The organism is Pseudomonas sp. (assembly GCF_050739935.1).
In the GTDB taxonomy this organism is placed as follows: Bacteria; Pseudomonadota; Gammaproteobacteria; order Pseudomonadales; family Pseudomonadaceae; genus Aquipseudomonas.
This window is the reverse complement of sequence record NZ_JBOICF010000064.1, coordinates 1-25,501: the sequence shown is the minus strand read 5'-3', so window position 1 is coordinate 25,501 and position 25,501 is coordinate 1. Positions and strand designations below refer to the sequence as shown.

Sequence of the window (25,501 nt, the reverse complement as noted above, 5' to 3'; positions counted from 1 at the left end):
CCGCATTCGCCAGCAAGCCGGCTCCTACAATTTCTGCGGCGGGTCAGGGAGCAGATGAGTAAGCCACCGAGGCCAAAGCATTCCACTCCTTGCACCCGATTGCGTTCAGACGCCGCGGCCAGGCCGGCACCGCGTCGATCAGCCCGGAGTGATTGGTTGCGCACATTGAGCCATTCCATCTTTAAGCCTATTCAAATTGTTATATGCGGAAAGGAGCACGTCAGTGAGCAAGCGCTGTGGAACGTTGTACTGAATAGGCTTATTCGAATAGCGTTTGGATATCTAATTTCGAATTGTAGAAATAAAGATGGTTATAAAGTGCGAGGGTCTTATTTCTAATAACTATTTATTAGCACTTTATAGCGTGGGTTGGAGCCTTCTTGTGTCTGATTCTCCAAGTCTTTGGCTGAACTAGGGCTCAAAGAATGAGCGACACTATTTGTTCGCATAATGTGAGGCGCGTTTTTTGAGGGAGCCGTTGGTCGGAGGAGTTTGTTATGTATTGCCTCTACCTTGACCTTTTCAATTTCTGACTCAATATTAAATGTGTGGCTGACTGCAGAGTGCGGTCAGTTGGAGCAACCTTAATAAGGAGATTATCGTTATGCCTGCTATCGAATTGAAATTAGAGAAAACCCCTGTCGGGTCAGCAGCTCATTTCACAGGAGTTGTGGAGCCGGTAGGGAGTTCAGGCTATAAATTTTCCGGCACGCTCAAAGGTACCTGCGCTTTAAACAGGGAGAAGGAGATATTTGTCAACACTGTCCGAATCGGCCATGGGGGCGTTTCGGGAAAGTATACGCATCTGGATTTTCCGCTCAAAGGAGGATCAGAGAATACCTTCAAAGTCGAGGGCGAAGGTGAAAGAGCACCCAATGAAAAAGTGGAGTTTTATGTTGGAGTGAATGAAGGACTCAGTGGTCAGTTCGAAGAAGGGCCCGAAACAATATGTGATTTGGGTGTGATTTCCGGGGCGTCGGAAAATGGTCAAAAGAAGTCCCAACAGGACAAACTGATAAAACAAGAAGGAGTTTTTTTTAAAAAACTCTTGGCTGATTTTGATGTTGAAACCTATGATCGAGAATTTTTTAAGCAAGAGTTCACGAGGCTAAACTTTTCTGAGGAGAAAATCAAGAAGTTAAACTTGTCTGAAGGAGAGACTAATAAGCTGAACGAGATACTAGGAAAAAAAATCTGATGGATGTCCGGACAAAGGCCTTGCTGATTTGACATTGAAGTTACGTGAAATATTTTTCAGTCGGCCCCGGTCGCGACGTCTTGAACTCCCTGTGGTTAAACCCCCAAGCGCGAACTCAGGTATATACTGCAAAACGCCCGATGCTTTGCATAGGGCGTTTGTTTTGGCCCCTCACCCTGGCTGATCTCACTTGTGAGGTTGTATTGCAGCTCTGAGAGCATTCCCGAATAGCTTCAGGCAAACTCGCGCAGGCTATCATCTCTTCACCCTCAGCGCTGTTTCTCAACCGAAGCCAACATCACATCCACCCCAAGCGCCCGAATGCTCTCAGCCGCGGCCTGCGCCAGGCCATCATCGCTGATGATCGTATCGAACTGCTCAAGCCCCGCCACCTTGTACATGCCAAACGTGCCGTACTTGGAGCTGGTGGTCAGCAGTACGCTGCGTGACGCCGCTTGCATCGCGGCCTGTTTGACCTCGACCTTCAGCGCCGATGGGGTGGTGATGCCGCGCTGCAGATCCCACGAACTGGTCGACATGAACGCTACATCCGTAGCCAACTGGCGCAATGTCGCCGCCGCCAGACCGCCAACGCAGGAGCGGTTGGGGTGATCCAGCAAACCGCCGGTGTGAATCACATCCACGTGGGTTGCATCAGCCAGCGCATTGGCCACGCCGAAGTCGTTGGTCACTACAGTCATCCCGGATAGCGCGACGATGTGCGGCACGATTTCCAGCGTGCTGGTCCCTGCGTCCAGATAAACCGTCATCTCCGGATGCAGCAAGCCAGCAGCCAGTTTTGCCATGGCTTGCTTGTGCGGTAACTCGATCACCGCCTTGGATTGATGACTGGGCTCGCTATGCACCTGACTGGCGATGCGCACGCCACCGGTCACTGAATAGGCGCGGCCACTCTGCTCAAGCAAGGCGATATCACGGCGGATGGTCATGTGCGAGCAGTCGAACATCTCCATCAGTTGATGCACGCTCAGCACTTGATGCTTACGCAACTGGCGCAGCATCAACTCCCTGCGCTGATCGGGAATCATGGGCGCTGCACCACTGACGGTGGCGTCTTCTTCGCTGGACATTCAGGCTCCTGGGGCATTGGCACGCGGCCGTGATGACGGGCATCTTAGCCAATCGTTCGCGTTGTGGCAGCTATGAGAAAAATCGGCGCCGGAACATCAGGTTGATGTATTGCGACCTGGGAAATCCATTATTCTCAGCGGCGGCTGGCGAAACTGGCGATTTTGCCGAGATGGCGAAATGCATGCCGTGCATGCGCTACCGCCAAAGAACCTTTCCCTTGGCCGCCGCTCTTAGCTGTGGCAGGTACTATCTGGACTGCTTCGGATGAAGCTCAAACATTCAAAAGGATGATGCAAATGACCGTTGCCTTCTGGTGCGTGTTAATCGTGATTCTGTTGCCGCTGGTGTGCACGTCGATTGCCAAGTTCAGCAGCGGCAAATTCGGTGCCCGGCAAAACCACAACCCGCGAGACTTTCTCGACAAGCTCGAAGGCTTGCCGCGTCGCGCCCATGCCGCGCAGCAGAACAGCTTCGAAGCGATTCCGGGTTTCGCCGCCGGGGTGATCATCGCTCACGTCGCCGGTGTTGCACAGTTGGTGACCATTGATGTGCTAGCGGTGTTGTTCGTCACCAGTCGCCTGCTTTACATCATCTTCTATCTGGCGGATCTGGCCGCGTTGCGCTCGCTGGTGTGGTTCATCGATCTGGCGCTGGTGGTTGCCTTGTTTGGCGTCTCAGTCTGATCGGCGTACCGCCCTGATTTCATGGTGCTCATAGGACTGGCCGCCACTTTTTCAGTCCAGTCGCCATGCATTCGAAGATGCGTGCGATGTGTGCCACAAGGGGTTTCGAGACCTTCGACGGTCATGTAGCAGTCCGGCCGGCCGGCGGTGGCGATTTCAAATGCGCCATCGCCGGCAAGCCGGGCTGCTACAGAACATCATTCGTTATCTTCGACCGATTGCAAATCTTCCAGTTTTTCCTGCGCCTGCTTCAGTTCCTCACGCGACTCGGCCAGCTTGTCTTTGCGTTTGTTGATCTTGTCCGGGTCGCCCTTTTTCATGGCCTTGTCCAGATCGGCCTGACGTGTGCTGACTTCGCGCTTGGCGTCGAGCACTTTCTTTTCCTGCTCCTTGAGCAGGCCGGCATCGGTGCAGTTGGCGTTCACTTCGCTCAATGCTTTTTCCAGCCCCGCCTGCTTATAGCTGTTACCGGCGGCCTTGGCCTCTTCGATCTGCGTAGTGATGGCCTGTTGCTTGGCCGCACAACCGCTCAGGGCAGGTGCTTGTTCGGCGGCGAATGCAGGGGCCGCCAACAGGCCCAACGCGGTAAACACCATCAATGGTGATGAGAACTTCATGGAAACTCCTTAAAAATACAGATCCGCGGATCGTCGATATGCGTTGTCCGCGGCCAAAATGACTAAAAACCCTTGATGCCTTCCTCCCGCAACTGTCTGCTGAGCGCTTGCACCTGCGGGTCATGAAAAAATGCGACCAATTGCTTCGCACGACCGGGGCCAATTCCGCGCTCGGCTTGCCATTGATCGATACTGCGAGCCGCCAGCGCCGACCAGGAATTACCCAGGTCCGCACCTGCGGCGGGCGGTAAACCGAGGGCTTTGAGCCAGGTTTCGAACGATTGTTCGCGCGCTCCGTGAAAACTCTTCAACAGTTTAGCGCTGCTCAGCTCACCGAGGCCGGGAATATTGCGCAGTTGCGCGCCGTCCAGCCGCATCCAGGCCAATAAACCGTCCATCACACCGGCGTTGATCAGCTTGTCCCAAGTGCCCGGTCCTACACCGCCAAGCGCCAGGCCTTTCTTGCCGCTGAGCCATTTCAGCCGCTCACGGAACTGACCCTCACAGCCTTCGGTCGACTGCCAGCAACTGAGCGGGTGGTAGTCTGCAGCATTCGGGACAGTCAACGGCACCCGGTCGACACTTCGTGTCACAACTTCATCGAGTCGCGGAATGGTCAGCCCGGCCAGACTGATCCCCACCTGGTCGCCGGGACGAATGTCCAGCGCCTGCCAGCGTTTGAGCGATCCCACACTGACCCGGCTAATCGTACGGTCATCCAACTGCACCGGCTCGATGTCCAGCACCGGAGTGATTTTCCCGCTGCGGCCCACGTTGAAATTCACCTTGCGCACTTCTCCCAGCACTTGGGCAAACGGGTATTTCCACGCGGCGATCCAGTACGGTGCTTTCGCTTGCCAGCGCTCAGCCGAAGGTCGCTCACCCTGACGCAACACCACGCCGTCGGTGGCAAACGGTAGCGGATTTCTGTACCAGCGCTCGCGCCATTTCCTGGCTTGAGCAAAATCCCTAAAAGGTTCGCTAAAGCGCAGGCTGTCTTCGAATCCCAGCGATCCGAGACTTGCCAGACGTTCGCGCATGCCTACAGGCCCATGCGGCCAATCCCACACGAAAAGACCGATCTGTGCTCCTTCCGCGCGTGTGAGTGCGTTTCGGGCCATCAAGCCCGCGACCTTGCTACGTGCATTGAGGCTGCCCGCTTGCGACTGCACGTGGCCGTCCAGCTTCCAGTACAGCTCGCCTTGCAGCACCAGAGCCTCTTGCCACGCAATCTGAGCGGGGATGGCTTCGATCAGTCGAGCATGAGCCGTCCAGTCATGCCCGCTGATCCCGTCGCCCCTGCTGATCGCCTTGATCAACTTGCCATCCTTATAAACGAGCGTGACCGCAACCCCGTCCACTTTCGGCTGAATCCAAAGATCGTCGCGACCCTTGAGCCAGCCTTGCACGGCGGATTCGTCTGCCAGCTTGTTGATTCCGGTATGGGGCACGGGATGGACGTGGGTCCCGGCGGCGGTCTTCAGCGGGTTGCCGTTGTATGAAGGAGAACTAGCGAAACAGTCACGCAACTGCGCTAGGCGAGTTAAGGATTGGTCATAAAGCTCGTCAGCTACTAGCGAAATCCCCTGTCGGTGATAGCTGTCGTTCCATCGGTCGATCTGCTGTTGCAGTGCAAGAATCTCGCTCCTGGCTTTCGCCGGAGGCCATTCAGGACAGCTTCCGGCGCGGGCGGAAGTGAAGCAGAGGGCGAACAACACACAGATGAAGAAGCGTGAGAGAGGCAGCATCGAAGCGTCCTTGCCTGGAGTGAGGCCAGCAAGGCTAGCGGCGTGGGCGCGGGGCTTCCCGCTTGTTCCGGTTACCGGCTTTTTCAGCGGGTAGTACAGTCGGGTGCAGATTCGCTGCTCAGCTGTGTCTTGAGCGGATTTGCCGCGAGTGCAAAATGATGTGTCACTCCAGCGCTAATAAAGGACAACCATCATGGAGCTGTCGACCCTTGCCGTTTTCATCCCCGCCTGTTTCGCCCTGAATATGGCCCCCGGCCCCAACAATCTGCTATCGATCAGCAACGCCTCGCGTTATGGATTCGCAGTTGCGTGCAGTGGCGGCTTGGGGCGTCTGCTCGCCTTCACGATCATGATCGCACTGGCGGCAGTGGGATTGACCGCCGTACTGCACACCTCGGAGTGGTTGTTTCATGGGATCAAGATCGTCGGTGCGGCATATCTGTTCTACCTGGCCGTGCAACTGTGGCGCGCCCAGGCTGATAGCGATGTAGACGAGAATTCAGCGCAGGTCGGACTGGGCCGACTGGCGCGTCAGGAATTTCTGGTCGCCATCGGCAACCCCAAGGCAATCCTGCTGTTTACCGCCTTCCTGCCACAGTTCGTTGATCACTCCGGCGCCGCCCTCAGCCAGTTCGCACAACTGGGTGCGATGTTTCTGGCCCTGGAATGCATCGCCATTGGCCTGTATTGCTACATAGGCATCCACGCCCGCCGACTGTTCGCCAGATCGAGCGGCAAGCGATTGTTCAATCGGGTGTGCGCGGCGCTGCTGGCAAGCGCTGCGTCGTTTCTGTTGGTGGCACGGCGGGCTTAAGGTGGGTAACGCAACTCGTAGCAGCATGGCTTGCCAGCGGCAGCGATCAGGAGCGCGCCGTCGCCGGAAAGCCGGGCTGCTACAGATCCGGCCAAGGACTAAACGGGACGATAAAGCGCGCGAGGCGGCCGGCAGACAACCAAACAAAAAGCCCCCGACGATTTTCATCGCCGGGGGCTTTTGCTAAGCGCTTGGGATCAGCGTGTATTACAAACCGGCAGCTGCGCGCAGCGCATCGGCGCGGTCGGTTTTTTCCCAGGTGAACGTGGTGAAGGTGTCGTCGCCCACAGTCTTGGTTTGCGGCGTGCGGCCGAAATGGCCGTAGGCTGCGGTTTCCTGGTACATCGGGTGCAGCAGGTCGAGCATTTTGGTAATCGCGTACGGACGCAGGTCGAAGTGCTCGCGGACCAGTTGGACAATCTTGTCGTCGCTGATCTTGCCGGTGCCGAAGGTGTTCAGCGAGATCGATGTAGGCTGTGCGACGCCGATGGCGTAAGACACCTGAATCTCGCAGCGCTCGGCCAAGCCTGCGGCGACGATGTTCTTGGCAACGTAACGGCCGGCATACGCAGCCGAACGGTCTACCTTGGACGGGTCTTTACCGGAGAACGCGCCGCCACCATGACGGGCCATGCCGCCGTAGCTGTCGACGATGATCTTGCGCCCGGTCAGGCCGCAGTCGCCTACCGGGCCGCCGATGATGAACTGGCCAGTCGGGTTGATGTGGAACTGAGTGTCCTTGTGCAGCAGTTCGGCTGGTAGCACGTGCTTGACGATCAGCTCCATCACGCCATCGCGCAGGTCGGCGTAGGAAACGTCCGGGTTATGCTGAGTCGACAGAACGATTGCGTCGATACCGACAACGATGCCGTTTTCATAGCGGCAAGTGACCTGGGATTTAGCATCCGGGCGCAACCAGGGCAGCAGGCCCGACTTACGCACTTCGGCCTGGCGGTGCACCAGCTGGTGCGAGAACGCGATCGGCGCAGGCATCAACGCAGGGGTTTCGTTGCTGGCGTAGCCGAACATTAGGCCTTGGTCGCCAGCGCCCTGATCTTCAGGCTTGGCGCGGTCGACACCCTGGTTGATGTCCGGGGACTGCTTGCCGATGATGTTCATCACGCTGCAGGTCGCGCCGTCGAAGCCGACGTCGGAGCTGGTGTAGCCGATGCCGCTGATCACGTCACGAACGATCTGCTCCAGGTCGACCCACGCGCTGGTGGTGACTTCGCCAGCCACGATCGCAACGCCGGTCTTGACCAGGGTTTCCACGGCTACGCGCGCGTGTTTGTCCTGAGCAATGATGGCGTCCAGCACTGCATCGGAGATCTGGTCGGCGATTTTGTCCGGATGCCCTTCGGACACGGACTCGGAGGTGAAAAGGGAGTATTCGCTCATCTCGACGGTTTTCCTGAGTGTTACCGATGGTGAGTGTCGCCAGCCGGTCGCTGAAAATGGCGAACCTGGATCTGGAAACCATTACGTAAGCCTACATACAGGCTTTCCCCGGGGACCAGCCCCGCAGCGATGGCCCAACGGGCCAGATCTTCCTGTTCGAACCCTAACCAGAGATCGCCACAGGCCTCCCTGGCCCAGCTCTGGTCATGGCTGCACAACTCTGTCACCAGCAGGCTTGCGCCCGGTTTCAGCAGGTTGGCCAGCTGTTTGAGTGCTTCGGCCGGTGCCGCAAAATGATGAAGCACCATATTCAAGACGACGCAGTCCCCGAAAACGTTAGCGTCGGACAGCGCATCGGCCAGTTTCAGCTCTACGTTGTCCAGCGCCTTCTGCTTACAGATATTGCGCGCCAGATCGAGCATGGCCGGGCTGTTGTCCAGCCCCGTGACATGCCGAAAACGCCGCGCCAGGTCTGGCAGAAAACCGCCATCCCCGGGTCCGACTTCCACGGCTGTGGCGTCGGCAGCGAAGCTTAGTTTGTCCAGCAGCGACAACAGGCTATCGCGGTACTGGGGCAGTCCTGCGATCAGGTCCTGCTGGGCGCGAAATTTTTCCGCGGTACGTGCGAAAAAGTCCTGACTGGCATTGGCGCGCTGGCGGTGTACCAAGCCGATTCGCGCTTGGACATCTTCTGGCAGACAGAGACCGTCGACCTCTTCGAGCAATGCCGCGTGGAGTCTGCCGCCAACCTGTTCAGTGTGGGGCAGCGCGCGACGATAAAAGATCGCGTTGCCTTCGCGGCGCGTGGCGACCAGATCCGCCTGGGCCAGCACTTTGAGATGGTGACTCATGCCCGACTGACCGATGGCGAAGATTTGCGCCAGCTCCAGCACGCCGAACGAGTCGTTCGACAAGGCGCGCAACACATTCAGTCGCAGCGGGTCGCCACCGGCCTTGCACAAGGCAGCCAGTTCGTCGCTTTGATCGTGCTCGAGGGCGGGCGCGCGTAGATTCATAGGATTGGCAGTCTAGTTATCGCCCGGGTTCGCCGCAAGACCAATATCAAAAAGTTTTGATATTGCTTGATGGCTGCCGGCTGAACGGCGTCGCTATTTTGCCGTTTTCAGGCGCAGCTCCACTGCGTTGTACGAAAAAACGTCTATCGCGCAGGAAAAACGCGATGGGGCGTGATCTGTCATTGCCCCGAAGCAGTGCCTGAGGGAAAATGGCGGCCTTTTTCAGATACCACTTCTTTCTGCCCCAGGAGATCAGCGATGCCAAGCCGTCGTGAGCGTGCCAATGCCATTCGTGCACTCAGCATGGATGCCGTGCAAAAGGCCAACAGCGGCCACCCCGGTGCCCCGATGGGCATGGCGGATATCGCTGAAGTCCTTTGGCGTGACTATCTGAAGCACAACCCGAGCAACCCGCTGTTCGCCGATCGCGACCGGTTCATCCTGTCCAACGGCCACGGCTCGATGCTGATCTACTCGCTGCTGCACCTGACCGGTTACGACCTGTCGATCGACGACCTGAAAAACTTCCGCCAACTGCACAGCCGCACGCCGGGCCACCCTGAATACGGTTACACCCCGGGCGTTGAAACCACCACCGGCCCGCTGGGTCAGGGTTTTGCCAACGCAGTCGGTTTCGCTGTCGCCGAGAAGACCCTGGCTGCACAGTTCAACCGCCCAGGCCATGACATCGTTGACCACCACACCTATGTATTCATGGGTGATGGCTGCATGATGGAAGGCATTTCCCACGAAGTCGCTTCGCTTGCTGGCACCCTGCAGCTGAACAAGCTGGTGGCTTTCTACGACGACAACGGCATCTCCATCGACGGCGAAGTCGAAGGCTGGTTCACCGACGACACGCCGAAACGCTTCGAGGCCTACGGCTGGCTGGTGATTCGCAATGTCGACGGGCACGACGCCGAAGAGATCAAGACTGCCATCGACACCGCTCACAAGAGCGATAAGCCGACCCTGATCTGCTGCAAGACCACCATCGGTTTCGGTTCGCCGAACAAGCAGGGCAAGGAAGAGTGCCACGGCGCTCCATTGGGCAACGACGAGATCGCCCTGACCCGCGCCGCGCTGAAGTGGACTCACGGTCCTTTCGAAATTCCGGCCGATATCTATAAGGAATGGGACGGCAAGGAAAAAGGCCTCGCAGCCGAAGCCGAATGGGATCAGCGTTTCGCAGCCTACTCCGCAGCATTTCCTGAGCTTGCCAATGAGCTTATCCGCCGCATGAGTGGCGAGCTGCCAGCTGACTTCGCGGAAAAATCCGCCGCTTATGTCGCCGAAGTCAACGCCAAGGGCGAGACCATCGCCAGCCGTAAGGCCAGCCAGAACGCACTCAGTGCCTTTGGCCCGCTGTTGCCTGAATTCCTCGGCGGCTCGGCTGACCTGGCCGGCTCCAACCTGACCATCTGGAAAGGCTGCAAGAGCATCTTCGGTGACGATGCCAGCGGTAACTACCTGCACTATGGTGTGCGTGAGTTCGGTATGGGCGCAATCATGAACGGTATCGCCCTGCACGGCGGTTTCGTGCCTTACGGCGCGACGTTCCTGATCTTCATGGAGTACGCGCGCAACGCGGTGCGCATGTCCTCGCTGATGAAGAAACGTGTCATTTATGTATTCACACATGACTCCATCGGTCTGGGCGAAGACGGTCCGACCCACCAGCCGATCGAGCAACTGACCAGTCTGCGCACCACGCCGAATCTGGACACCTGGCGTCCAGCCGATGCGGTGGAATCCGCGGTAGCCTGGAAGCACGCCATCGAGCGTAACGACGGCCCGTCCGCGCTGATCTTCTCCCGCCAGAACCTGCAGCATCAGGCGCGTGATGCGCTGCAGCTGGAGAACATCAACCGTGGCGGCTACGTGTTGCGCGACTGCAACGGCGAGCCGGATCTGATCCTGATCGCAACCGGCTCCGAAGTCGGGCTGGCCGTTCAGGCGTTCGACAAGCTTACGGCTGAAGGCAAGAACGTGCGTGTGGTATCCATGCCATGCACCAGCGTCTTCGAAGCTCAGGACGCGCTGTACAAACAGTCGGTTCTGCCACTGGAAGTCAGCGCGCGCATCGCCATCGAGGCCGCTCATGCCGACTACTGGTACAAGTATGTCGGCCTGGAAGGCCGCGTGATCGGCATGACCACCTTTGGTGAGTCGGCCCCCGCGAACCTGCTGTTCGAAGAGTTTGGCTTCACGCTGGAGAACATCATCTCCACGGCTGAAGAGTTGCTGGAAGACTAAAAGCCGCTCTAACTGTAGGAGCCGGCATGCTGGCGAGCGCGGGTATCAGCCACGATTTTGAGCTGGAACCTCGCGTTCGCCGGCATGCCGGCTCCTACAGGTTCTTTGTGTCATCCAAAACCGAGAACCCCTAATGCCTCAGTCACGCCCCTATAAAGTCGCCCTCAATGGTTACGGTCGTATCGGTCGCTGCGTGCTGCGCGCGCTGTGCGAGCGAGGCGCGAAGGCGGGCTTTGAAGTAGTGGCGATCAACGATCTGGCTGATATGGCCAGTCTCGAATACCTGACGCGCTTTGATTCCACACATGGTCGGTTTCCCGGTGAAGTGCGGGTCGAAGGCGATTTTCTGCACATCAACGATCACGTCATCAAAGTGTTCCGCAGCGCGACGCCGGAAGGCATCGACTGGGGCGCGCTGGACGTCGATCTGGTGCTCGAATGCTCCGGCGTCTATCACTCTCGCGCCGATGGCGAGCGCTTCCTGTCCGCCAGGGCGCCGCGGGTGCTGTTCTCCCAGCCGATGGCCAGCGAGGCGGATGTCGACGCCACCATCGTCTACGGCATCAACCAGCAGACACTGACCGGCGATGAGCTTCTGGTCTCGGCGGCGTCCTGCACGACCAACTGCAGCGTGCCGTTGCTGGACTTGCTGAACCGGGAGCTTGGGCTGGAATACGTCACCATCACCACGATTCACTCGGCGATGAACGACCAACCGGTGATTGACGCCTATCATCATGAAGATCTGCGTCGTACGCGCTCGGCTTTCCAATCGATCATCCCGGTGTCCACTGGTCTGGCGCGGGGCATCGAGCGGCTGCTTCCGGAACTTGCCGGCCGAATTCAGGCCAAAGCTGTTCGAGTGCCGACGGTGAACGTCTCATGCCTGGACATCACGCTGCAGGTAGCACGCGATACCAATGCGGTAGAGATCAACCGTATCCTGCGCGCGGCTGCCACCGACGGCCCGCTCAAGGGGCTGTTGGCTTATACCGAATTGCCGCACGCCAGCTGTGATTTCAATCACGACCCACATTCGGCCATCATCGATGCCAGCCAGACACGGGTTTCCGGGCCGCGACTGGTCAACGTCCTGGCCTGGTTCGACAACGAATGGGGTTTTGCCAATCGAATGCTGGATGTCGCCGAACATTATCTGCACAGCATCCATAAACAACAGTAATAAACAGGGAACGCCTCATGACCGTGTTGAAGATGACCGACCTCGACCTGCAAGGTAAGCGTGTACTGATCCGCGAAGACCTCAACGTCCCGGTCAAGGACGGTGTGGTCACCAGCGATGCACGTATTGTTGCTTCGCTGCCGACCATCAAGCTGGCGCTGGAAAAGGGCGCAGCCGTCATGGTCTGTTCGCACCTGGGTCGTCCGACCGAGGGCGAATTTTCCGCCGAGAACAGCCTCAAGCCCGTCGCCGCCTATCTGAGCAAGGCTCTGGGTCGTGAAGTGCCGCTGGTTGCCGAGTATCTGGACGGCGTGGACGTAAAGGCTGGCGACATCGTGCTGTTCGAAAACGTGCGCTTCAACAAGGGCGAGAAGAAGAACGCCGACGACCTGGCGCAGAAATACGCTGCCCTGTGCGACGTCTTCATTATGGACGCGTTCGGCACTGCTCACCGCGCCGAAGGCTCGACCCACGGTGTTGCCAAATTCGCCAAAGTCGCTGCGGCAGGCCCTCTGCTGGCCGCCGAGCTAGAGGCCCTGGGCAAGGCGCTGGGCAACCCGACCAAGCCAATGGCCGCCATCGTCGCCGGCTCCAAGGTTTCCACCAAACTGGACGTGCTCAACAGCCTTAGCGAGAAATGCGATCAATTGATAGTCGGCGGCGGCATCGCCAACACATTCCTCGCGGCTGCAGGTCACAAGGTTGGCAAATCATTGTACGAGCCAGACCTGCTGGACACCGCGCGCGCCATCGCAGACAAAGTCAGCGTGCCATTGCCGGTTGATGTGGTGGTCGCCAAGCAGTTTGATGCCAACGCCGAAGCGACCGTGAAACTGATCGCCGACGTGGCCGACGACGACATGATCCTCGACATTGGCCCAAAAACCGCGGCCCAATTCGCCGACTTGTTGAAATCTTCCAAGACTATTCTCTGGAACGGTCCAGTAGGCGTGTTCGAGTTCGATCAGTTTGGCGAGGGCACCAAGACCCTGGCTAAAGCGATCGCCGAAAGCCCGGCGTTCTCCATCGCGGGCGGTGGCGATACGCTGGCTGCAATCGATAAATACGACGTGAAGGATCAAATTTCCTACATTTCCACCGGTGGCGGCGCATTCCTCGAATTCGTCGAGGGCAAGGTGCTGCCGGCCGTGGAAATTCTGGAACAACGCGCCAAGGCCTGATTCAGGCCATGGTGAAGGGGAATGAGATGGTCAAGCCATTACCGCTGTTGATCATGGCGGGTTTGCTGGTCGGCTGCGCAAGCAAGCCTGAAGCCCAGACGGCGCTGAGCAATGCGCCGGAACAGCTTCAGGTCAGTTGCTATCAGGCCGGCTGGCAGGCTGAAACCGTACCGATCGTTTACAAGCGCGGCGGTCCTGAAGTCTGGGAAAAATACGAGTTCATGCCCGCTGTCGGGCCGGTAGCCTGTCGCTGAATCTGAACTGCCAGCGCACGGGAACATCTGAAACATAACTGCCCCTGGGTATCGATGCGGCCAACAGACATCGCGCTTCGCAGGGGATCCAGGAGTGGTAATGAAAGGCTTGATTGCCCTTGCGACACTGATGCTGCTGGGCGGTTGTGCCAGCATGAAGTCGTCTGAACCGGTTGCGCCCTGGACCCATTGGGTCTGCGACAGCAAGGCGGAGATTTATTGGCGCTACGCTGATCCAGCGAAGAAAGAGGTCGACGTACGCTTGAATCAGAGCGAGCAGGTATTCCGTCTGCAGGCCGCGCCGGGCGCTTCAGGTGCGTTGTACAGCAACGGCGTGCTGGCATTCGACAACAAGGGCAGCGAAGGCCTGGTCTACTGGGACGCTACCAACGATTTGATCGGTCGCGGCTGCAAGGCGCCTTGATGGGCTGAGTAATCCGATCGATGCAACACCGGGCGGTGACCGAGTAATACGCCCCTATAATTTGAATAGCCGCCGATACGGCAGGCACACGCGATTAACGACCCTACCGGGAGAGAGACAGACAATGGCACTTATCAGCATGCGCCAGATGTTGGACCACGCCGCCGAATTCGGCTATGGCGTTCCTGCATTCAACGTGAACAACCTGGAACAGATGCGCGCCATTATGGAAGCGGCCGACAAGACCGATTCCCCGGTGATCGTTCAGGCTTCGGCCGGCGCGCGTAAATACGCAGGCGCCCCGTTCCTGCGCCACCTGATCCTGGCGGCGATCGAAGAATTCCCGCATATCCCGGTGGTCATGCACCAGGACCACGGCACCAGCCCTGCCATCTGCCAACGTTCGATCCAGCTGGGCTTCAGCTCGGTAATGATGGACGGCTCGCTGCGCGAAGACGGCAAAAGCCCTGCTGACTACGAGTACAACGTACGCGTGACCCAGGAAACCGTTGCCATGGCTCATGCTTGCGGCGTTTCGGTTGAAGGTGAGCTGGGTGTTCTGGGATCGCTGGAAACCGGCATGGCTGGCGAAGAAGACGGCGTTGGCGCAGAAGGTCAACTGGATCACAGCCAGATGCTGACCGATCCGGAAGAAGCGGCCGACTTCGTCAAGAAGACCCAGGTCGATGCCTTGGCCATCGCCATCGGTACCAGCCACGGCGCTTACAAATTCACCAAGCCGCCTACCGGCGACATCCTGGCGATCGAGCGCATCAAAGAAATCCACAAGCGCATTCCGAACACTCACTTGGTGATGCACGGCTCTTCGTCCGTTCCTCAGGAGTGGCTGAAAATCATCAACGAGTTCGGTGGCGACATCAAAGAAACCTATGGTGTGCCGGTCGAAGAAATCGTCGAAGGCATCAAGCACGGCGTGCGCAAGGTCAACATCGACACCGACCTGCGTCTGGCGTCCACCGGTGCCATTCGTGAGTTCATGGCTAAGAACCCGAGCGAGTTCGACCCACGTAAATACTTGGCGAAAACCGTATCGGCCATGCGCGACGTCTGCATTGCCCGCTACGAAGCCTTCGGCACCGCTGGCAACGCCTCCAAGATCAAACCGATCTCCCTGGAGAAGATGTTCGAGCGTTATGCCAAAGGCGAGTTGAACGCCAAGGTCAACTGATCGTGAATTGATCGGTAATCGACATGAAAAAGCCCGCAGCGATGCGGGCTTTTTTTGTGGACGTCGTCCGTCGTTCGTTCTGTAGCAGTCCGGTTTGCCGGCAGTGACGGGTTCAAGATTCTACCGCCGGCAGCCGGACTGCCACAGGTGTTCTATTTGCCGGATAGGCCGATGGTTCGACCCACGTAAGCAGGTGCTGGCTGATCGCTTTGCGCCTCAGTGAGTGAGCATAGCGCTTCCAGCGAGTGCTCACTGAAAGGCGCGGATTTCGGTCCGGCAGCCAGGTCGACATGCAATAACATCTGATCGCTGGCCGCCAGTTCCTCATCGCCGCCCGCTTTGTACAAGCTGTGATAAAGCTGCACCCGCTTGCGGTCATGAGCAACGATCTGGGTGCGTACCTCAACTTCCTCGCCGAGCTTCACCTCATGCAGGTAGTTGATGTGGGCTTCCAGAGTAAACAGCGAGTTGCCAGTAGCGTCACGGGCGTCGCTGGTCAGGCCGATGTGGTCCATGAAGGCGTCGGTGGCGTAACTGAAGATCAACAGATAGAACGCATCGCGAAGATGGCCGTTGTAGTCGACCCAATCGGCGATGACGGGGGTTTTGTAGGTGATCAGGGCGGGCATACGAAGATCCAGAAAGGCTGCGGAACGGTGGGTTGGATGCGAGCCCCTGTGGGAGCGAATTCATTCGCGAGAGGCTAGTTGCAGTCAATGAAGATTCATCGTTGCGCAGCCGCATCGCGAATAAATTCGCTTCCACCGGTTTTGCGTCCTTTAATCAAGTCCAGGTCAATCCTCAAACGCCATTCCATGCCTGGCCTTTGTGGTCTTCACCGCTTCCAGCACCGCCAGCAGGCAATCGTCGCGATAACGTTCCAGCGCCGAGATGCTGTGACTGCCCAGCTGATCGCTGGTGCCTTCAACTACATCGTCGATAAGCTTGTCGGTCAGCTCGGGCGCAGGCAGGTAGGTCCAAGGCAGTTGCAACGCCGGACCGAACTGCGCCATGAAATGCCGCATGCCGGCATCACCGCCCGCCAATGTGTATGTCAAAAAGGTGCCCATGAACGACCAGCGCAAACCTGCACCGAAGCGGATCGCATCGTCGATTTCGCCAGTGGTCGCCACGCCATCGTTGACCAGATGCAGCGCCTCACGCCACAGCGCTTCGAGCAAACGGTCGGCGATGAAGCCTGGCACCTCCTTGCGCACATGCAGCGGGCGCATGCCCAGTGATTCATACACTTTGATTGCCGCCTGAATGGCTTGCGGCGCGGTGTTCTTGCCGCCGACCACCTCCACCAGTGGCAACAGGTACACCGGGTTGAACGGGTGGCCGACCACGCAACGCTCCGGGTGAATCGCACTTTCGTAGAACTCCGAAGGCAGCAGGCCCGAGGTGCTTGAGGCAATGATTGCGGTGGGTTTGGCTGCAGCGCTGATCTTGCTGTGCAGGTCCAGTTTCAGGTCCAGACGCTCCGGGGCGCTTTCCTGGATGAAGTCAGCATCGCGCACGCACTCTTCGACGGTGGCGACGAAACGCAGGCGATCCTGAGAGGCGCCAGCGGCCAGGCCTTTCTGCTCAAGGGCGGGCCAGGCGTTGGCGACGCGCTTGCGCAGTGCGGCTTCGGCACCGGGCGCCGGATCCCAGGCCACGACATCCAGCCCATGGGCGAGGGCGCGGGCAACCCAGCCGCTGCCGATGACACCGCTACCCAGCGCGGCGAAGGTTTTGATTTCGGTGATGAAGGTCATGGAAATGTCCTAAACAATGTGTGGGCGATGAGGTCAGCCGTGGGAGCGAATTCATGCGCGAGAGGCAGGCACAGGCGCCAGATATTTATCGCCTGGTAAGCCTCATCGCGAATGAATTCGCTCCACAGGAATGTGATCAGAAACGCTTTTTCAGCCCCATCTTCACGCGGCCTTCGGCTGGGGTCATGACCCGCGCGCCCATGCGGCTGAGGATTTCGCTGGCACGCTCGACCAGCGCGCCGTTGCTCGCCAGTACGCCTTTGTCCAGCCAGATGTTGTCTTCCAGCCCTACGCGAACGTTGCCGCCGAGCAGCACCGCCTGCGCCGCCATCGGCATTTGCATGCGGCCGATGCCGAAACCGGCCCAGACCACGTCCGCCGGCAGGTTGTCGACCATGGCCTTCATGGACGTGGTGTCGGCGGGAGCGCCCCACGGGATGCCCAGACATAGCTGGAACAGCGGGTTATCCAACAGGCCTTCTTTCATCATTTGCTTGGCGAACCACAGGTGGCCGGTGTCGAAGATTTCCAGCTCGGCCTTCACCCCCAGCTCCTGAATCCGCCTGGCGCCCGCGCGCAGTTGCGCTGGAGTGGACACATAAATGGTGTCGCCGTCGCCGAAGTTCAGGGTGCCGCAATCCAGCGTGCAGATTTCCGGCAGCAGCGCCTCAACGTGCGCCAAACGAGTCAACGGCCCCACCAGATCAGTCGCCGGACCGAAATCGGTCGGACGCTCACCCGGACCGATTTCCAGATCGCCACCCATGCCCGCCGTCAGGTTGACGATGATGTCGATGTCGGCCTCGCGAATACGGTCCATGGTTTCGCGATACAGCTCGACGTCACGGCTGAACTTGCCGGTTTGTGGATCACGCACATGGCAATGCACGACCGTTGCGCCCGCCTTGGCGGCCTCGACGGCAGCGGCGGCGATTTGTTTGGGGGTGATCGGGACCAGATGACTTTTCCCGGTCGTGTCGCCAGCACCGGTGAGTGCGCAGGTGATGATGACGTCGTGATTCATGTGTGAGGTTCCTTGCAGGCCAGTCGTTTGGTGTCGGGCTTTTACTGCCCGCTTTTGAGGTGCAAAGCTACGCAGCCCGGATGCGCTCAAAGCGCACAGCGGCGACAGGCTCTTGCACAGCGGCGACCTGCCCGGTCTTGCTCCGGTTTCAAGGTTGAATATTTGTGAGGACCAACACGTTCATGGCTGATTTAGCCTGCCATATGGCCGCAACAGGCCTCCAGCTCAAACCAATCCCTGTCGATATCACATATAGGAATGTTCTTATAAGGAGATAGCAATGGCGTTCAATATCGGTGCTGCGATTAGCTTGAATGTAATAAGGGGCGCAATCGTGGCAGAGAGCCATGCGAGCATTTATACCGTTAAAAAGCCGCATGAAATCGAAAATGAGTTCACTGTCAAGAACCAAACAAATGCGGATGCCATCTTGGTCGGGGCAGGTATCGATTTTAAGGATGAGCTGAAAGCGCTGACACAGTCATTGGACATGACTTCCATCAATACAAAGCAGCTTGCGGAACTAGGTCGGAAGTTATTGGATTTCGGCTTGATCAATAGCGATCTAATGGTCTTGTTTGGCGCCGGAAATTCACACTTTGATCGTATGGGGAACTCAATAGGGCGCGATGTAAAGTTCAATGCAGTGGCGCTGTTTCACCAGCGATATGAAGAGCACAAGGAATTGGAGAATACTGCTCCCATGTATTCGTCCAAAGCTTTCAAAGAGATGGGCGAAGCAATCAAAGCGGCCAATCATGTTTTAGCGGCCCTCACTTATTACTCGACGTCGTTGAAAGGTGGGCTTTCACTGAGCGAGCGAGCCTAGATCAAACGCGCCTGCGACGCAGGCGCCATGATTCATCAGCGGACGATCCTTACCGATCCTGAATATACTTTGACCGAGTTGGTGTGATTTTTTGGAATGTCACCCGGTAGGTTCCAGGGGCGACAAACTCATTATGTATACCGCCTCTAACTTTAAAGATTGGCGTCCAGGACGATCCAGATTGTCGTTCGACAATGATAGTAGTGTTCGGAGCAATTCCCCTATCCCTGACCGATACCTGAAGACTGTTGCGACAGTTAGAGCCACTCCGTATTACGTATAAATCCGAGATGGGGTTGTCTGATAATGCCGGTACTGCTACCGAATATGCGTGGTTGGTGACCAGGCAACCAGCTTGGACTTGCATGCTTAGCGCAAAAGCGAAGACTGCCAACAAATTTTATTTTTTTCATGATAAATAACTCCGTCAGACCGGTGCCTGATTATGGTAACGGTTGCAAAAAATGCAGTTGTGCAGGTGCCTTTTAGAATTGCAATTTGGCATATAAGTAGACACATCCTAATTCATGGCCGTTGGGTGACCCGCACGTTTCACGTAATGAGCTTTCGAGTTTGGCGTCAACCAAAGAAATGTAACACTGCCATTTCCAACACAACTGAATCAGGCAGTCATTATTCTAATAACGACGCATCGCTACTCATCAATCGCTCAGTCGCCGCCGCTGGTTTACCATAGCGCGCATCGTTCACCGGCCACGCTTGCACGGTGCTGCTCTGACAGCGTTGCCATTCCACCGAGCTTTTGTCATGTCTCAGGATTTCTACTTTCTGCTCATGCCCGGTTTTTCGATGATGGGTTTCGTCTCGGCAATCGAACCGCTGCGGGTGGCGAATCGTTTTGGCGGCGAGCTGTATCGCTGGCATGTACTGAGCATCGATGGCGGGTCGGTGATTGCCAGCAACGGCATGTCGGTCAACGCCGATGCCGCGCTTGAGCCGCTGAAAAAAGGCGCGACGCTGTGCGTCATGGCCAGCGTCGAGCCGCTGAAGTTTTACACCTCCGCCCTGGAACACTGGCTACGGCGTCTCGACCTTGAAGGCGTGACCCTGGGCGCGATCGACACCGGCAGCTTCGTCCTCGCCGAAGCCGGTCTGCTGGAAAGCTATCGCCTGACCCTGCATTGGGAGGCGCTGGATGCATTCAAGGAAACCTATCCCAGCCTGCAAGCGACCCAGGAACTGTTCGAAATCGATCGCCGGCGCATCAGCTCGGCAGGCGGCACAGCCTCGATCGACCTGATGCTCGACCTCATCGGCCAGACCCACGGCCCGGATCTGGCAATCAAGGTCTCCGAGCAATTCGTGCTCGGCCGCATCCGCCAGCGCAAAGATCACCAGCGTATGCAGATCGCCACGCGCTACGGCATTAACAACAAGAAACTGGTGCAGGTGATCGGCGTGATGGAGCAACACACCGAGCCGCCCTTGAGCACACTCGAACTGGCAGAAGGAATTCAAGTGACGCGCCGCCAGCTGGAGCGCCTGTTTCGTTTGCACCTGAACGACACGCCAAGCAACTTTTACCTTGGTCTGCGACTTGAGAAAGCCAGGCAACTGCTGCGCCAGAGCGACATGAGCGTCATGGAAGTGAGCATCGCCTGCGGGTTCGAATCGCCATCGTATTTCACCCGCAGTTACAAGGCGCGGCATGGGATGTGCCCGCGGGAGGATAGGGGGCGGGTGGCGCGGGAGCCGAAGGTGGTGCTGTCAGACGCTAAATAGTGTGAAACATGCAGTCTTCTGTGGGAGCGAATTTATTCGTGAAAATGGTTCAGGCGACACATGTATGTCTACTTCACATATGCCTCGCGAATGAATCGCTCTCACAAGCTTGTGCGATTGCCCGGAGTATTATTTACCGCCCTTCATCAATGCCGAGCACGCCGCCTTGTACGCCTCATGCTGATACTTGTTCAGCGCCGCAGGCAGTTCGAAATCGTGCTTTTTCATCTGGGCGTTGATGGTCTGGGGCGAGAGCAGCATGACTTCGCAATCTTCCAGTAACTGAAAAACCGTTTCGATCTTGAAAGTGGTGGGGCCGCCGGCGAATTCGCCTTTTTTGCTGCGCTTCTTGATGGCGATGTGGGCGATGCCGTTTTCGCGGACGAATGTGGCGATCTGTTGGGCGAAGGCTTTGACGTTGCTTGCTTCGTCATCGTCCTCCAGCGCGATCTTCTTGACCGACAGCGGCAGGTGTTCGAGGGCGCCGGACGCGCGAGTGGCGACAGCGAATATGGCTTCGCTGCCTTTGATTTCTACGCCGCAGATGTTCATGTGCATACCTTGAGCTGGTAAAGGCGGTCAGGGTAGCGCATTCGGCGGCTATTCAGATTGCGCGATGCTGTCCAGATACTCCGAGCGCTCATCGCTCATGCGCGCAAGGCAGTCGTTCTGGCCGATGTTGAACTCTTTGGTGCCGGGCCTGGCTGGGAAAACTTCCACGGCGCAGTCGGCGTCGCGCAGTTTTTTCCAGGCATCCTGGGCGGTTTTCAGCTTGGCGATGAACTCGTTGGCCTGGACCTTGTTGGCGCCGAACTGGGTATTGACGCGCTCCTGCAGGTTGTCGAAGTTCTCATCCAGCAGCTTCAACGCTGTGTCGCGGCTGTACACGGAGCATTCCAGGGTCTGCTTGTCTTCGTCCACGCCGTCGCACGGGGTGGCGTCGGGGTTTGCCGCTGCGTGTGCGCCTGTCGCGAATAGAGCCAGAGCCAGAAAAATCGTCTTCATTGGGGTTTTCCGATTCAGTGATGCGGGGAATTCTCGCCCAAGCGCGCGGCAAAGAACAGTTATCAAATGCAGGCAGCAGACGCTTGCGGTCGCCCTTTGTCGTTTCTTGACGCTTTCGGCAATTCCCCTGTCGTTTTTGCACCCGGCTCACTCGACCCTCCGGCATATGCTGGCCCCAAAGCGCCGGCAGACGTTCCGGCGCGGGATTAACCTAAAGGGGACAGCCTGATGAGCCCAGCCGAATTGCACGCCGACAGCATCGTTATTGACGGGCTGATCATCGCCAAATGGAACCGTGAGCTGTTCGAGGACATGCGCAAGGGTGGCCTGACCATGGCCAACTGCACTGTTTCGGTGTGGGAAGGTTTTCAGCAGACCGTCAATAGCATCGCCTCCAGCCAGAAACTGATTCGCGAAAACAGCGATCTGGTGATTCAGGTACGCAACACCGCCGACATCCGCAAAGCCAAGGAGCTGGGCAAGACCGGCATCCTGTTCGGCTTCCAGAATGCGCACGCTTTCGAAGACCAGATCGGCTACGTCGAGATCTTCAAGCAGCTGGGCGTCGGCATCGTGCAGATGTGCTACAACACCCAGAACCTGGTCGGCACCGGTTGCTACGAGCGCGACGGTGGCCTGTCTGGCTTCGGTCGTGAAATCGTCGCGGAAATGAACCGCGTTGGCGTCATGTGCGACTTGTCCCACGTAGGCTCCAAAACGTCCGAAGAGGTCATCCTCGAATCGAAGAAGCCAGTGACCTATTCCCACTGCCTGCCTTCAGGTTTGAAAGAACATCCACGCAACAAATCCGACGCGGAACTGAAGTTCATTGCCGATCATGGCGGCTTCGTCGGCGTGACCATGTTCGCGCCGTTTCTGGCCAAGGGCATCGATTCGACCATCGACGACTACGCCGAAGCCATTGAGTACGTGATGAACATCGTCGGCGAAGACGCCATCGGTATCGGCACCGACTTCACCCAGGGTCATGGCCAGGAGTTCTTCGAATACCTGACCCACGACAAGGGCTACGCCCGCCGTCTGACCAGCTTCGGCAAGATCATCAACCCGCTGGGCATCCGCACCGTCGGCGAGTTTCCGAACTTGACCGAAACCCTTCTCAAGCGCGGCCACCCCGAGCGCGTCGTGCGCAAGATCATGGGCGAGAACTGGGTTCGCATCCTTGGCGACGTCTGGGGCGAATGAGTTGGTTGGCTCCAGAGCTTACTGCGCAGGCCAATAGCCGCGTCAGGTCCTCGCGAAAGGATCGCTGTACATGAAGTACTAGCTCACCTTTCGCTCCGGTCCTTGCTTGCGCTTGGCCTTGCTCGCTACGGCTCTGAAACCACCGGCAAACATCTTAAAAAAGCAAAGCCCAGGGCTTTGTTCTCAATGAAACGAATTTTCTGGAGTTAAGTTTCCATGGCCAAGATCGCCCCGCAATTGCCAATCGAAGTCGACAGCGAGACCGGTGTCTGGACCTCCGACGCCCTGCCAATGCTGTACGTACCTCGTCATTTCTTCGTCAACAACCACATGGGTATCGAAGAAGTGCTGGGCGCCGAAGCCTATGCCGAGATTCTCTACAAGGCTGGCTACAAATCCGCCTGGCACTGGTGCGAGAAAGAGGCCGAATGCCACGGTATCGAAGGCGTTGCGGTATTCGAGCACTACATGAATCGCCTGTCGCAGCGCGGTTGGGGTCTGTTCAAGATCCAGGAAATCGACCTGGATAAAGGCACCGCCAGCGTCAAGCTCGAGCATTCGGCCTTTGTGTACGTGTACGGCAAGGTCGGCCGCAAGGTCGATTACATGTTCACCGGCTGGTTCGCTGGTGCAATGGACCAGATTCTCGCGGCCAAAGGCAGTGCCGTTCGCACCGTGGCCGAGCAGGTTTATGGCGGATCGGAAGAAGGCCACGACGACGGCCTGTTCGTTGTGAAGCCGTTGTAAGTCGGAGATATCGTCATGGCTTTCGAAGCAATGTTCCAGCCGATTCAGATTGGCAAACTCACTATTCGCAACCGCGTCCTCAGTACCGCGCACGCCGAGGTCTACGCTACCGACGGTGGCATGACCACCGACCGTTACGTGAAGTACTACGAGGAGAAAGCCAAGGGCGGCATCGGTCTGGCCATTTGTGGTGGCTCTTCAAGCGTGGCGATTGACAGCCCGCAAGGCTGGTGGAAGTCGGTGAACCTTGCGACCGACAAGATCATCCCGCATTTCCAGAATCTCGCTGACGCCATGCACAAGCACGGCGCCAAAATCATGATTCAGATTACCCATATGGGCCGTCGCTCCCGCTGGGACGGCGATCATTGGCCGACGCTGATGTCGCCATCGGGTATCCGCGAGCCAGTACACCGCGCGACCTGCAAGACCATCGAGCCAGAAGAGATCTGGCGCGTGATCGGCAACTACGCCAGCGCCGCGGCACGTGCAAAAGCGGGCGGCCTGGACGGCGTCGAGTTGTCGGCGGTGCATCAGCACATGATCGACCAGTTCTGGAGCCCGCGGGTCAACAAGCGTACTGACGAGTGGGGCGGCAGTTTCGAGAACCGCATGCGTTTCGGTCTGGAAGTGATCAAGGCCGTGCGCAAGGAAGTGGGGCCTGACTTCTGTGTGGGCCTGCGTATCTGTGGCGACGAGTTTCACCCGGACGGTCTCAGCCATGAAGACATGAAGGAGATCGCCAAGTATTACGACCAGACCGGCATGATCGACTTTATCGGTGTCGTGGGTTCGGGTTGCGACACCCACAACACCCTGGCCAACGTTATCCCCAACATGAGTTATCCACCGGAGCCGTTCCTGCACCTGGCCGCCGGTATCAAGGAAGTGGTCAAGGCGCCGGTGCTGCACGCGCAGAACATCAAGGACCCGAACCAGGCGACCCGTATTCTGGAAGGCGGTTACGTCGACATGGTCGGGATGACTCGCGCGCACATTGCCGATCCGCATTTGATCGCCAAGATCAAGATGGGGCAGGTCGACCAGATCCGTCAGTGCGTCGGTGCCAACTACTGCATCGACCGCCAGTATCAGGGCCTGGACGTGCTGTGCATCCAGAACGCCGCGACCTCCCGTGAATACATGGGCGTGCCGCACATTATCGAGAAAACCACCGGCGTGAAGCGCAAGGTGGTGATCGTTGGTGCCGGCCCTGCGGGGATGGAAGCCGCGCGGGTGTCTGCCGAACGTGGCCACGACGTGACCCTGTTCGAGAAAAAGGAATTCATCGGCGGGCAGATCGTTACAGCGTCCAAGGCACCGCAACGCGACCAGATCGCCGGTATCACTCGCTGGTATCAGTTGGAGCTGGCGCGGTTGAAGGTCGATCTGCGCCTGGGCACTGCAGCGGACATCCCGACCATCATGGACCTGCGTCCCGATGTGGTTGTCCTGGCCGTCGGCGGTCACCCGTTCCTGGAGCAGAACGAGCACTGGGGCGCGGCCGAAGGTCTGGTGGTCAGCAGCTGGGATGTGCTTGACGGCAAGGTAGCGCCGGGCAAAAACGTGTTGGTCTATGACACCATCTGCGAATTCACCGGGATGTCGGTTGCCGACTTTATTGCCGACAAGGGCAGCCAGGTCGAGATCGTTACCGACGACATCAAGCCGGGCGTGGCCATTGGTGGTACGTCGTTCCCGACTTACTACCGCAGCATGTACCCGAAAGAAGTGATCATGACCGGCGACATGATGCTGGAGAAGGTCTACCGCGAAGGCGACAAACTGGTGGCGGTGCTGGAAAACGAATACACCGGCGCCAAAGAGGAGCGGGTGGTCGACCAAGTAGTGATCGAGAACGGCGTGCGACCTGACGAAGCGCTGTACTACGGCCTGAAGGCAGATTCGCGCAACAAGGGTCAGATCGACATCGACGCCCTGTTCGCCATCCAGCCCCAGCCGTCGTTGAGCCAACCGGGTGATGGATACCTGCTGTTCCGCATAGGTGACTGCGTGGCGCAACGTAATACGCACGCCGCCATCTATGACGCACTGCGGCTCTGCAAAGATTTTTGACCTGACTCTCTTGTAGGGCCGGCTTGCTGGCGAACAACGATAACCCGCAGTCACGGAT

Annotated in this window: 25 protein-coding genes; 14 read left to right on the top strand and 11 right to left on the bottom strand. The window is 57.9% G+C overall.

Annotated elements, in window-relative coordinates; all coding sequences use genetic code 11:
* The first annotated feature begins 604 nt into the window (after positions 1-604).
* Positions 605-1,198: a hypothetical protein gene (locus ACRER8_RS12640; RefSeq protein ID WP_431746606.1), complete on the top strand. Its 594-nt coding sequence runs from the start codon at positions 605-607 to the stop codon at positions 1,196-1,198.
* 269 nt (positions 1,199-1,467) lie between these two features.
* Here the strand turns inward: ACRER8_RS12640 and ACRER8_RS12635 are convergent, their stop codons facing one another.
* Positions 1,468-2,289, bottom strand: coding sequence for a DeoR/GlpR family DNA-binding transcription regulator (locus tag ACRER8_RS12635; protein ID WP_431746605.1), 822 nt, complete (start codon positions 2,287-2,289; stop codon positions 1,468-1,470).
* 297 nt (positions 2,290-2,586) lie between these two features.
* Here ACRER8_RS12635 and ACRER8_RS12630 point away from each other — a divergent pair, with 297 nt between their 5' ends.
* Positions 2,587-2,973 (top strand): MAPEG family protein, encoded by a 387-nt coding sequence (locus ACRER8_RS12630; protein WP_431746604.1) that lies wholly within the window; start codon positions 2,587-2,589, stop codon positions 2,971-2,973.
* A 197-nt stretch (positions 2,974-3,170) separates the two neighbouring features.
* Here the strand turns inward: ACRER8_RS12630 and ACRER8_RS12625 are convergent, their stop codons facing one another.
* Positions 3,171-3,590, bottom strand: coding sequence for a DUF1090 domain-containing protein (locus ACRER8_RS12625; RefSeq protein WP_431746603.1), 420 nt, complete (start codon positions 3,588-3,590; stop codon positions 3,171-3,173).
* A 62-nt stretch (positions 3,591-3,652) separates the two neighbouring features.
* Complete coding sequence (gene ligB / locus ACRER8_RS12620) at positions 3,653-5,338, bottom strand: NAD-dependent DNA ligase LigB (protein ID WP_431746602.1); 1,686 nt, start codon at positions 5,336-5,338, stop codon at positions 3,653-3,655.
* Positions 5,339-5,531: 193 nt separating this feature from the next.
* On the opposite strand from ligB, the gene ACRER8_RS12615 reads away from it, so the two are divergent.
* Entirely contained in the window at positions 5,532-6,152 is a 621-nt protein-coding gene (locus ACRER8_RS12615) for a LysE family translocator (RefSeq protein ID WP_431746601.1), read from the top strand.
* A gap of 207 nt (positions 6,153-6,359) precedes the next feature.
* Here ACRER8_RS12615 and metK read toward each other — a convergent pair whose 3' ends face one another.
* From metK to ACRER8_RS12600, 3 genes are read right to left on the bottom strand one after another with little or no spacing between them, the layout of a single operon-like run.
* The gene (gene metK, locus ACRER8_RS12610) at positions 6,360-7,550 is read right to left on the bottom strand and encodes a methionine adenosyltransferase (RefSeq protein WP_431746600.1); all 1,191 of its coding nucleotides are present in this window, start codon (positions 7,548-7,550) and stop codon (positions 6,360-6,362) included.
* A 20-nt stretch (positions 7,551-7,570) separates the two neighbouring features.
* A complete protein-coding gene (locus tag ACRER8_RS12605; RefSeq protein ID WP_431746599.1) occupies positions 7,571-8,566 on the bottom strand; it encodes an ArsR/SmtB family transcription factor in 996 nt (331 codons plus the stop codon).
* A 46-nt stretch (positions 8,567-8,612) separates the two neighbouring features.
* Entirely contained in the window at positions 8,613-8,831 is a 219-nt protein-coding gene (locus ACRER8_RS12600) for a hypothetical protein (RefSeq protein WP_431746598.1), read from the bottom strand.
* Here ACRER8_RS12600 and tkt point away from each other — a divergent pair.
* From tkt to fba, 6 genes are all read left to right on the top strand, one after another.
* Entirely contained in the window at positions 8,825-10,822 is a 1,998-nt protein-coding gene (tkt, locus tag ACRER8_RS12595; RefSeq protein WP_431746597.1) for a transketolase, read from the top strand. The genes ACRER8_RS12600 and tkt overlap by 7 nt on opposite strands.
* Before the next feature lie 133 nt (positions 10,823-10,955).
* The gene (gene epd, locus ACRER8_RS12590) at positions 10,956-12,005 is read left to right on the top strand and encodes an erythrose-4-phosphate dehydrogenase (RefSeq protein WP_431746596.1); all 1,050 of its coding nucleotides are present in this window, start codon (positions 10,956-10,958) and stop codon (positions 12,003-12,005) included.
* Between the two features lie 17 nt (positions 12,006-12,022).
* Entirely contained in the window at positions 12,023-13,186 is a 1,164-nt protein-coding gene (locus tag ACRER8_RS12585) for a phosphoglycerate kinase (protein ID WP_431746595.1), read from the top strand.
* Positions 13,187-13,212: 26 nt separating this feature from the next.
* Positions 13,213-13,440, top strand: a complete 228-nt coding sequence (locus ACRER8_RS12580; protein WP_431746594.1) for a hypothetical protein — start codon at positions 13,213-13,215, stop codon at positions 13,438-13,440.
* A gap of 100 nt (positions 13,441-13,540) precedes the next feature.
* On the top strand, positions 13,541-13,864 hold the full coding sequence (locus tag ACRER8_RS12575) for an MliC family protein (protein WP_431746593.1): 324 nt from the start codon (positions 13,541-13,543) through the stop codon (positions 13,862-13,864).
* Between the two features lie 124 nt (positions 13,865-13,988).
* A complete protein-coding gene (gene fba, locus ACRER8_RS12570; RefSeq protein WP_093468420.1) occupies positions 13,989-15,053 on the top strand; it encodes a class II fructose-bisphosphate aldolase in 1,065 nt (354 codons plus the stop codon).
* A 152-nt stretch (positions 15,054-15,205) separates the two neighbouring features.
* On the opposite strand, the gene ACRER8_RS12565 is transcribed toward fba, so the two are convergent.
* From ACRER8_RS12565 to ACRER8_RS12555, 3 genes are all read right to left on the bottom strand, one after another.
* Positions 15,206-15,682 (bottom strand): thioesterase family protein, encoded by a 477-nt coding sequence (locus ACRER8_RS12565; protein ID WP_431746592.1) that lies wholly within the window; start codon positions 15,680-15,682, stop codon positions 15,206-15,208.
* Between the two features lie 165 nt (positions 15,683-15,847).
* A complete protein-coding gene (locus tag ACRER8_RS12560; RefSeq protein ID WP_431746591.1) occupies positions 15,848-16,813 on the bottom strand; it encodes an L-carnitine dehydrogenase in 966 nt (321 codons plus the stop codon).
* A gap of 136 nt (positions 16,814-16,949) precedes the next feature.
* The gene (locus ACRER8_RS12555; RefSeq protein WP_431746590.1) at positions 16,950-17,837 is read right to left on the bottom strand and encodes a 3-keto-5-aminohexanoate cleavage protein; all 888 of its coding nucleotides are present in this window, start codon (positions 17,835-17,837) and stop codon (positions 16,950-16,952) included.
* Positions 17,838-18,117: 280 nt separating this feature from the next.
* Between ACRER8_RS12555 and ACRER8_RS12550 the strand changes: the two genes are divergently transcribed.
* A complete protein-coding gene (locus ACRER8_RS12550; RefSeq protein WP_431746589.1) occupies positions 18,118-18,666 on the top strand; it encodes a hypothetical protein in 549 nt (182 codons plus the stop codon).
* Positions 18,667-19,434: 768 nt separating this feature from the next.
* Positions 19,435-20,409: a GlxA family transcriptional regulator gene (locus ACRER8_RS12545; RefSeq protein WP_431746588.1), complete on the top strand. Its 975-nt coding sequence runs from the start codon at positions 19,435-19,437 to the stop codon at positions 20,407-20,409.
* A 129-nt stretch (positions 20,410-20,538) separates the two neighbouring features.
* On the opposite strand, the gene ACRER8_RS12540 is transcribed toward ACRER8_RS12545, so the two are convergent.
* Both ACRER8_RS12540 and ACRER8_RS12535 read right to left on the bottom strand, forming a co-directional pair.
* Complete coding sequence (locus ACRER8_RS12540) at positions 20,539-20,961, bottom strand: DUF3010 family protein (protein WP_431746587.1); 423 nt, start codon at positions 20,959-20,961, stop codon at positions 20,539-20,541.
* 48 nt (positions 20,962-21,009) lie between these two features.
* Positions 21,010-21,414, bottom strand: a complete 405-nt coding sequence (locus tag ACRER8_RS12535) for a lysozyme inhibitor LprI family protein (protein ID WP_431746586.1) — start codon at positions 21,412-21,414, stop codon at positions 21,010-21,012.
* A 228-nt stretch (positions 21,415-21,642) separates the two neighbouring features.
* Here ACRER8_RS12535 and ACRER8_RS12530 point away from each other — a divergent pair, with 228 nt between their 5' ends.
* The 3 genes from ACRER8_RS12530 (at position 21,643) to dgcA (ending at position 25,443) form a co-directional block, all read left to right on the top strand.
* Complete coding sequence (locus ACRER8_RS12530; RefSeq protein WP_431746585.1) at positions 21,643-22,620, top strand: dipeptidase; 978 nt, start codon at positions 21,643-21,645, stop codon at positions 22,618-22,620.
* Positions 22,621-22,836: 216 nt separating this feature from the next.
* Complete coding sequence (locus ACRER8_RS12525) at positions 22,837-23,367, top strand: DUF5943 domain-containing protein (RefSeq protein WP_431746584.1); 531 nt, start codon at positions 22,837-22,839, stop codon at positions 23,365-23,367.
* Positions 23,368-23,382: 15 nt separating this feature from the next.
* Positions 23,383-25,443, top strand: a complete 2,061-nt coding sequence (gene dgcA / locus ACRER8_RS12520; RefSeq protein ID WP_431746583.1) for a dimethylglycine demethylation protein DgcA — start codon at positions 23,383-23,385, stop codon at positions 25,441-25,443.
* Positions 25,444-25,501 lie beyond the last annotated feature (58 nt).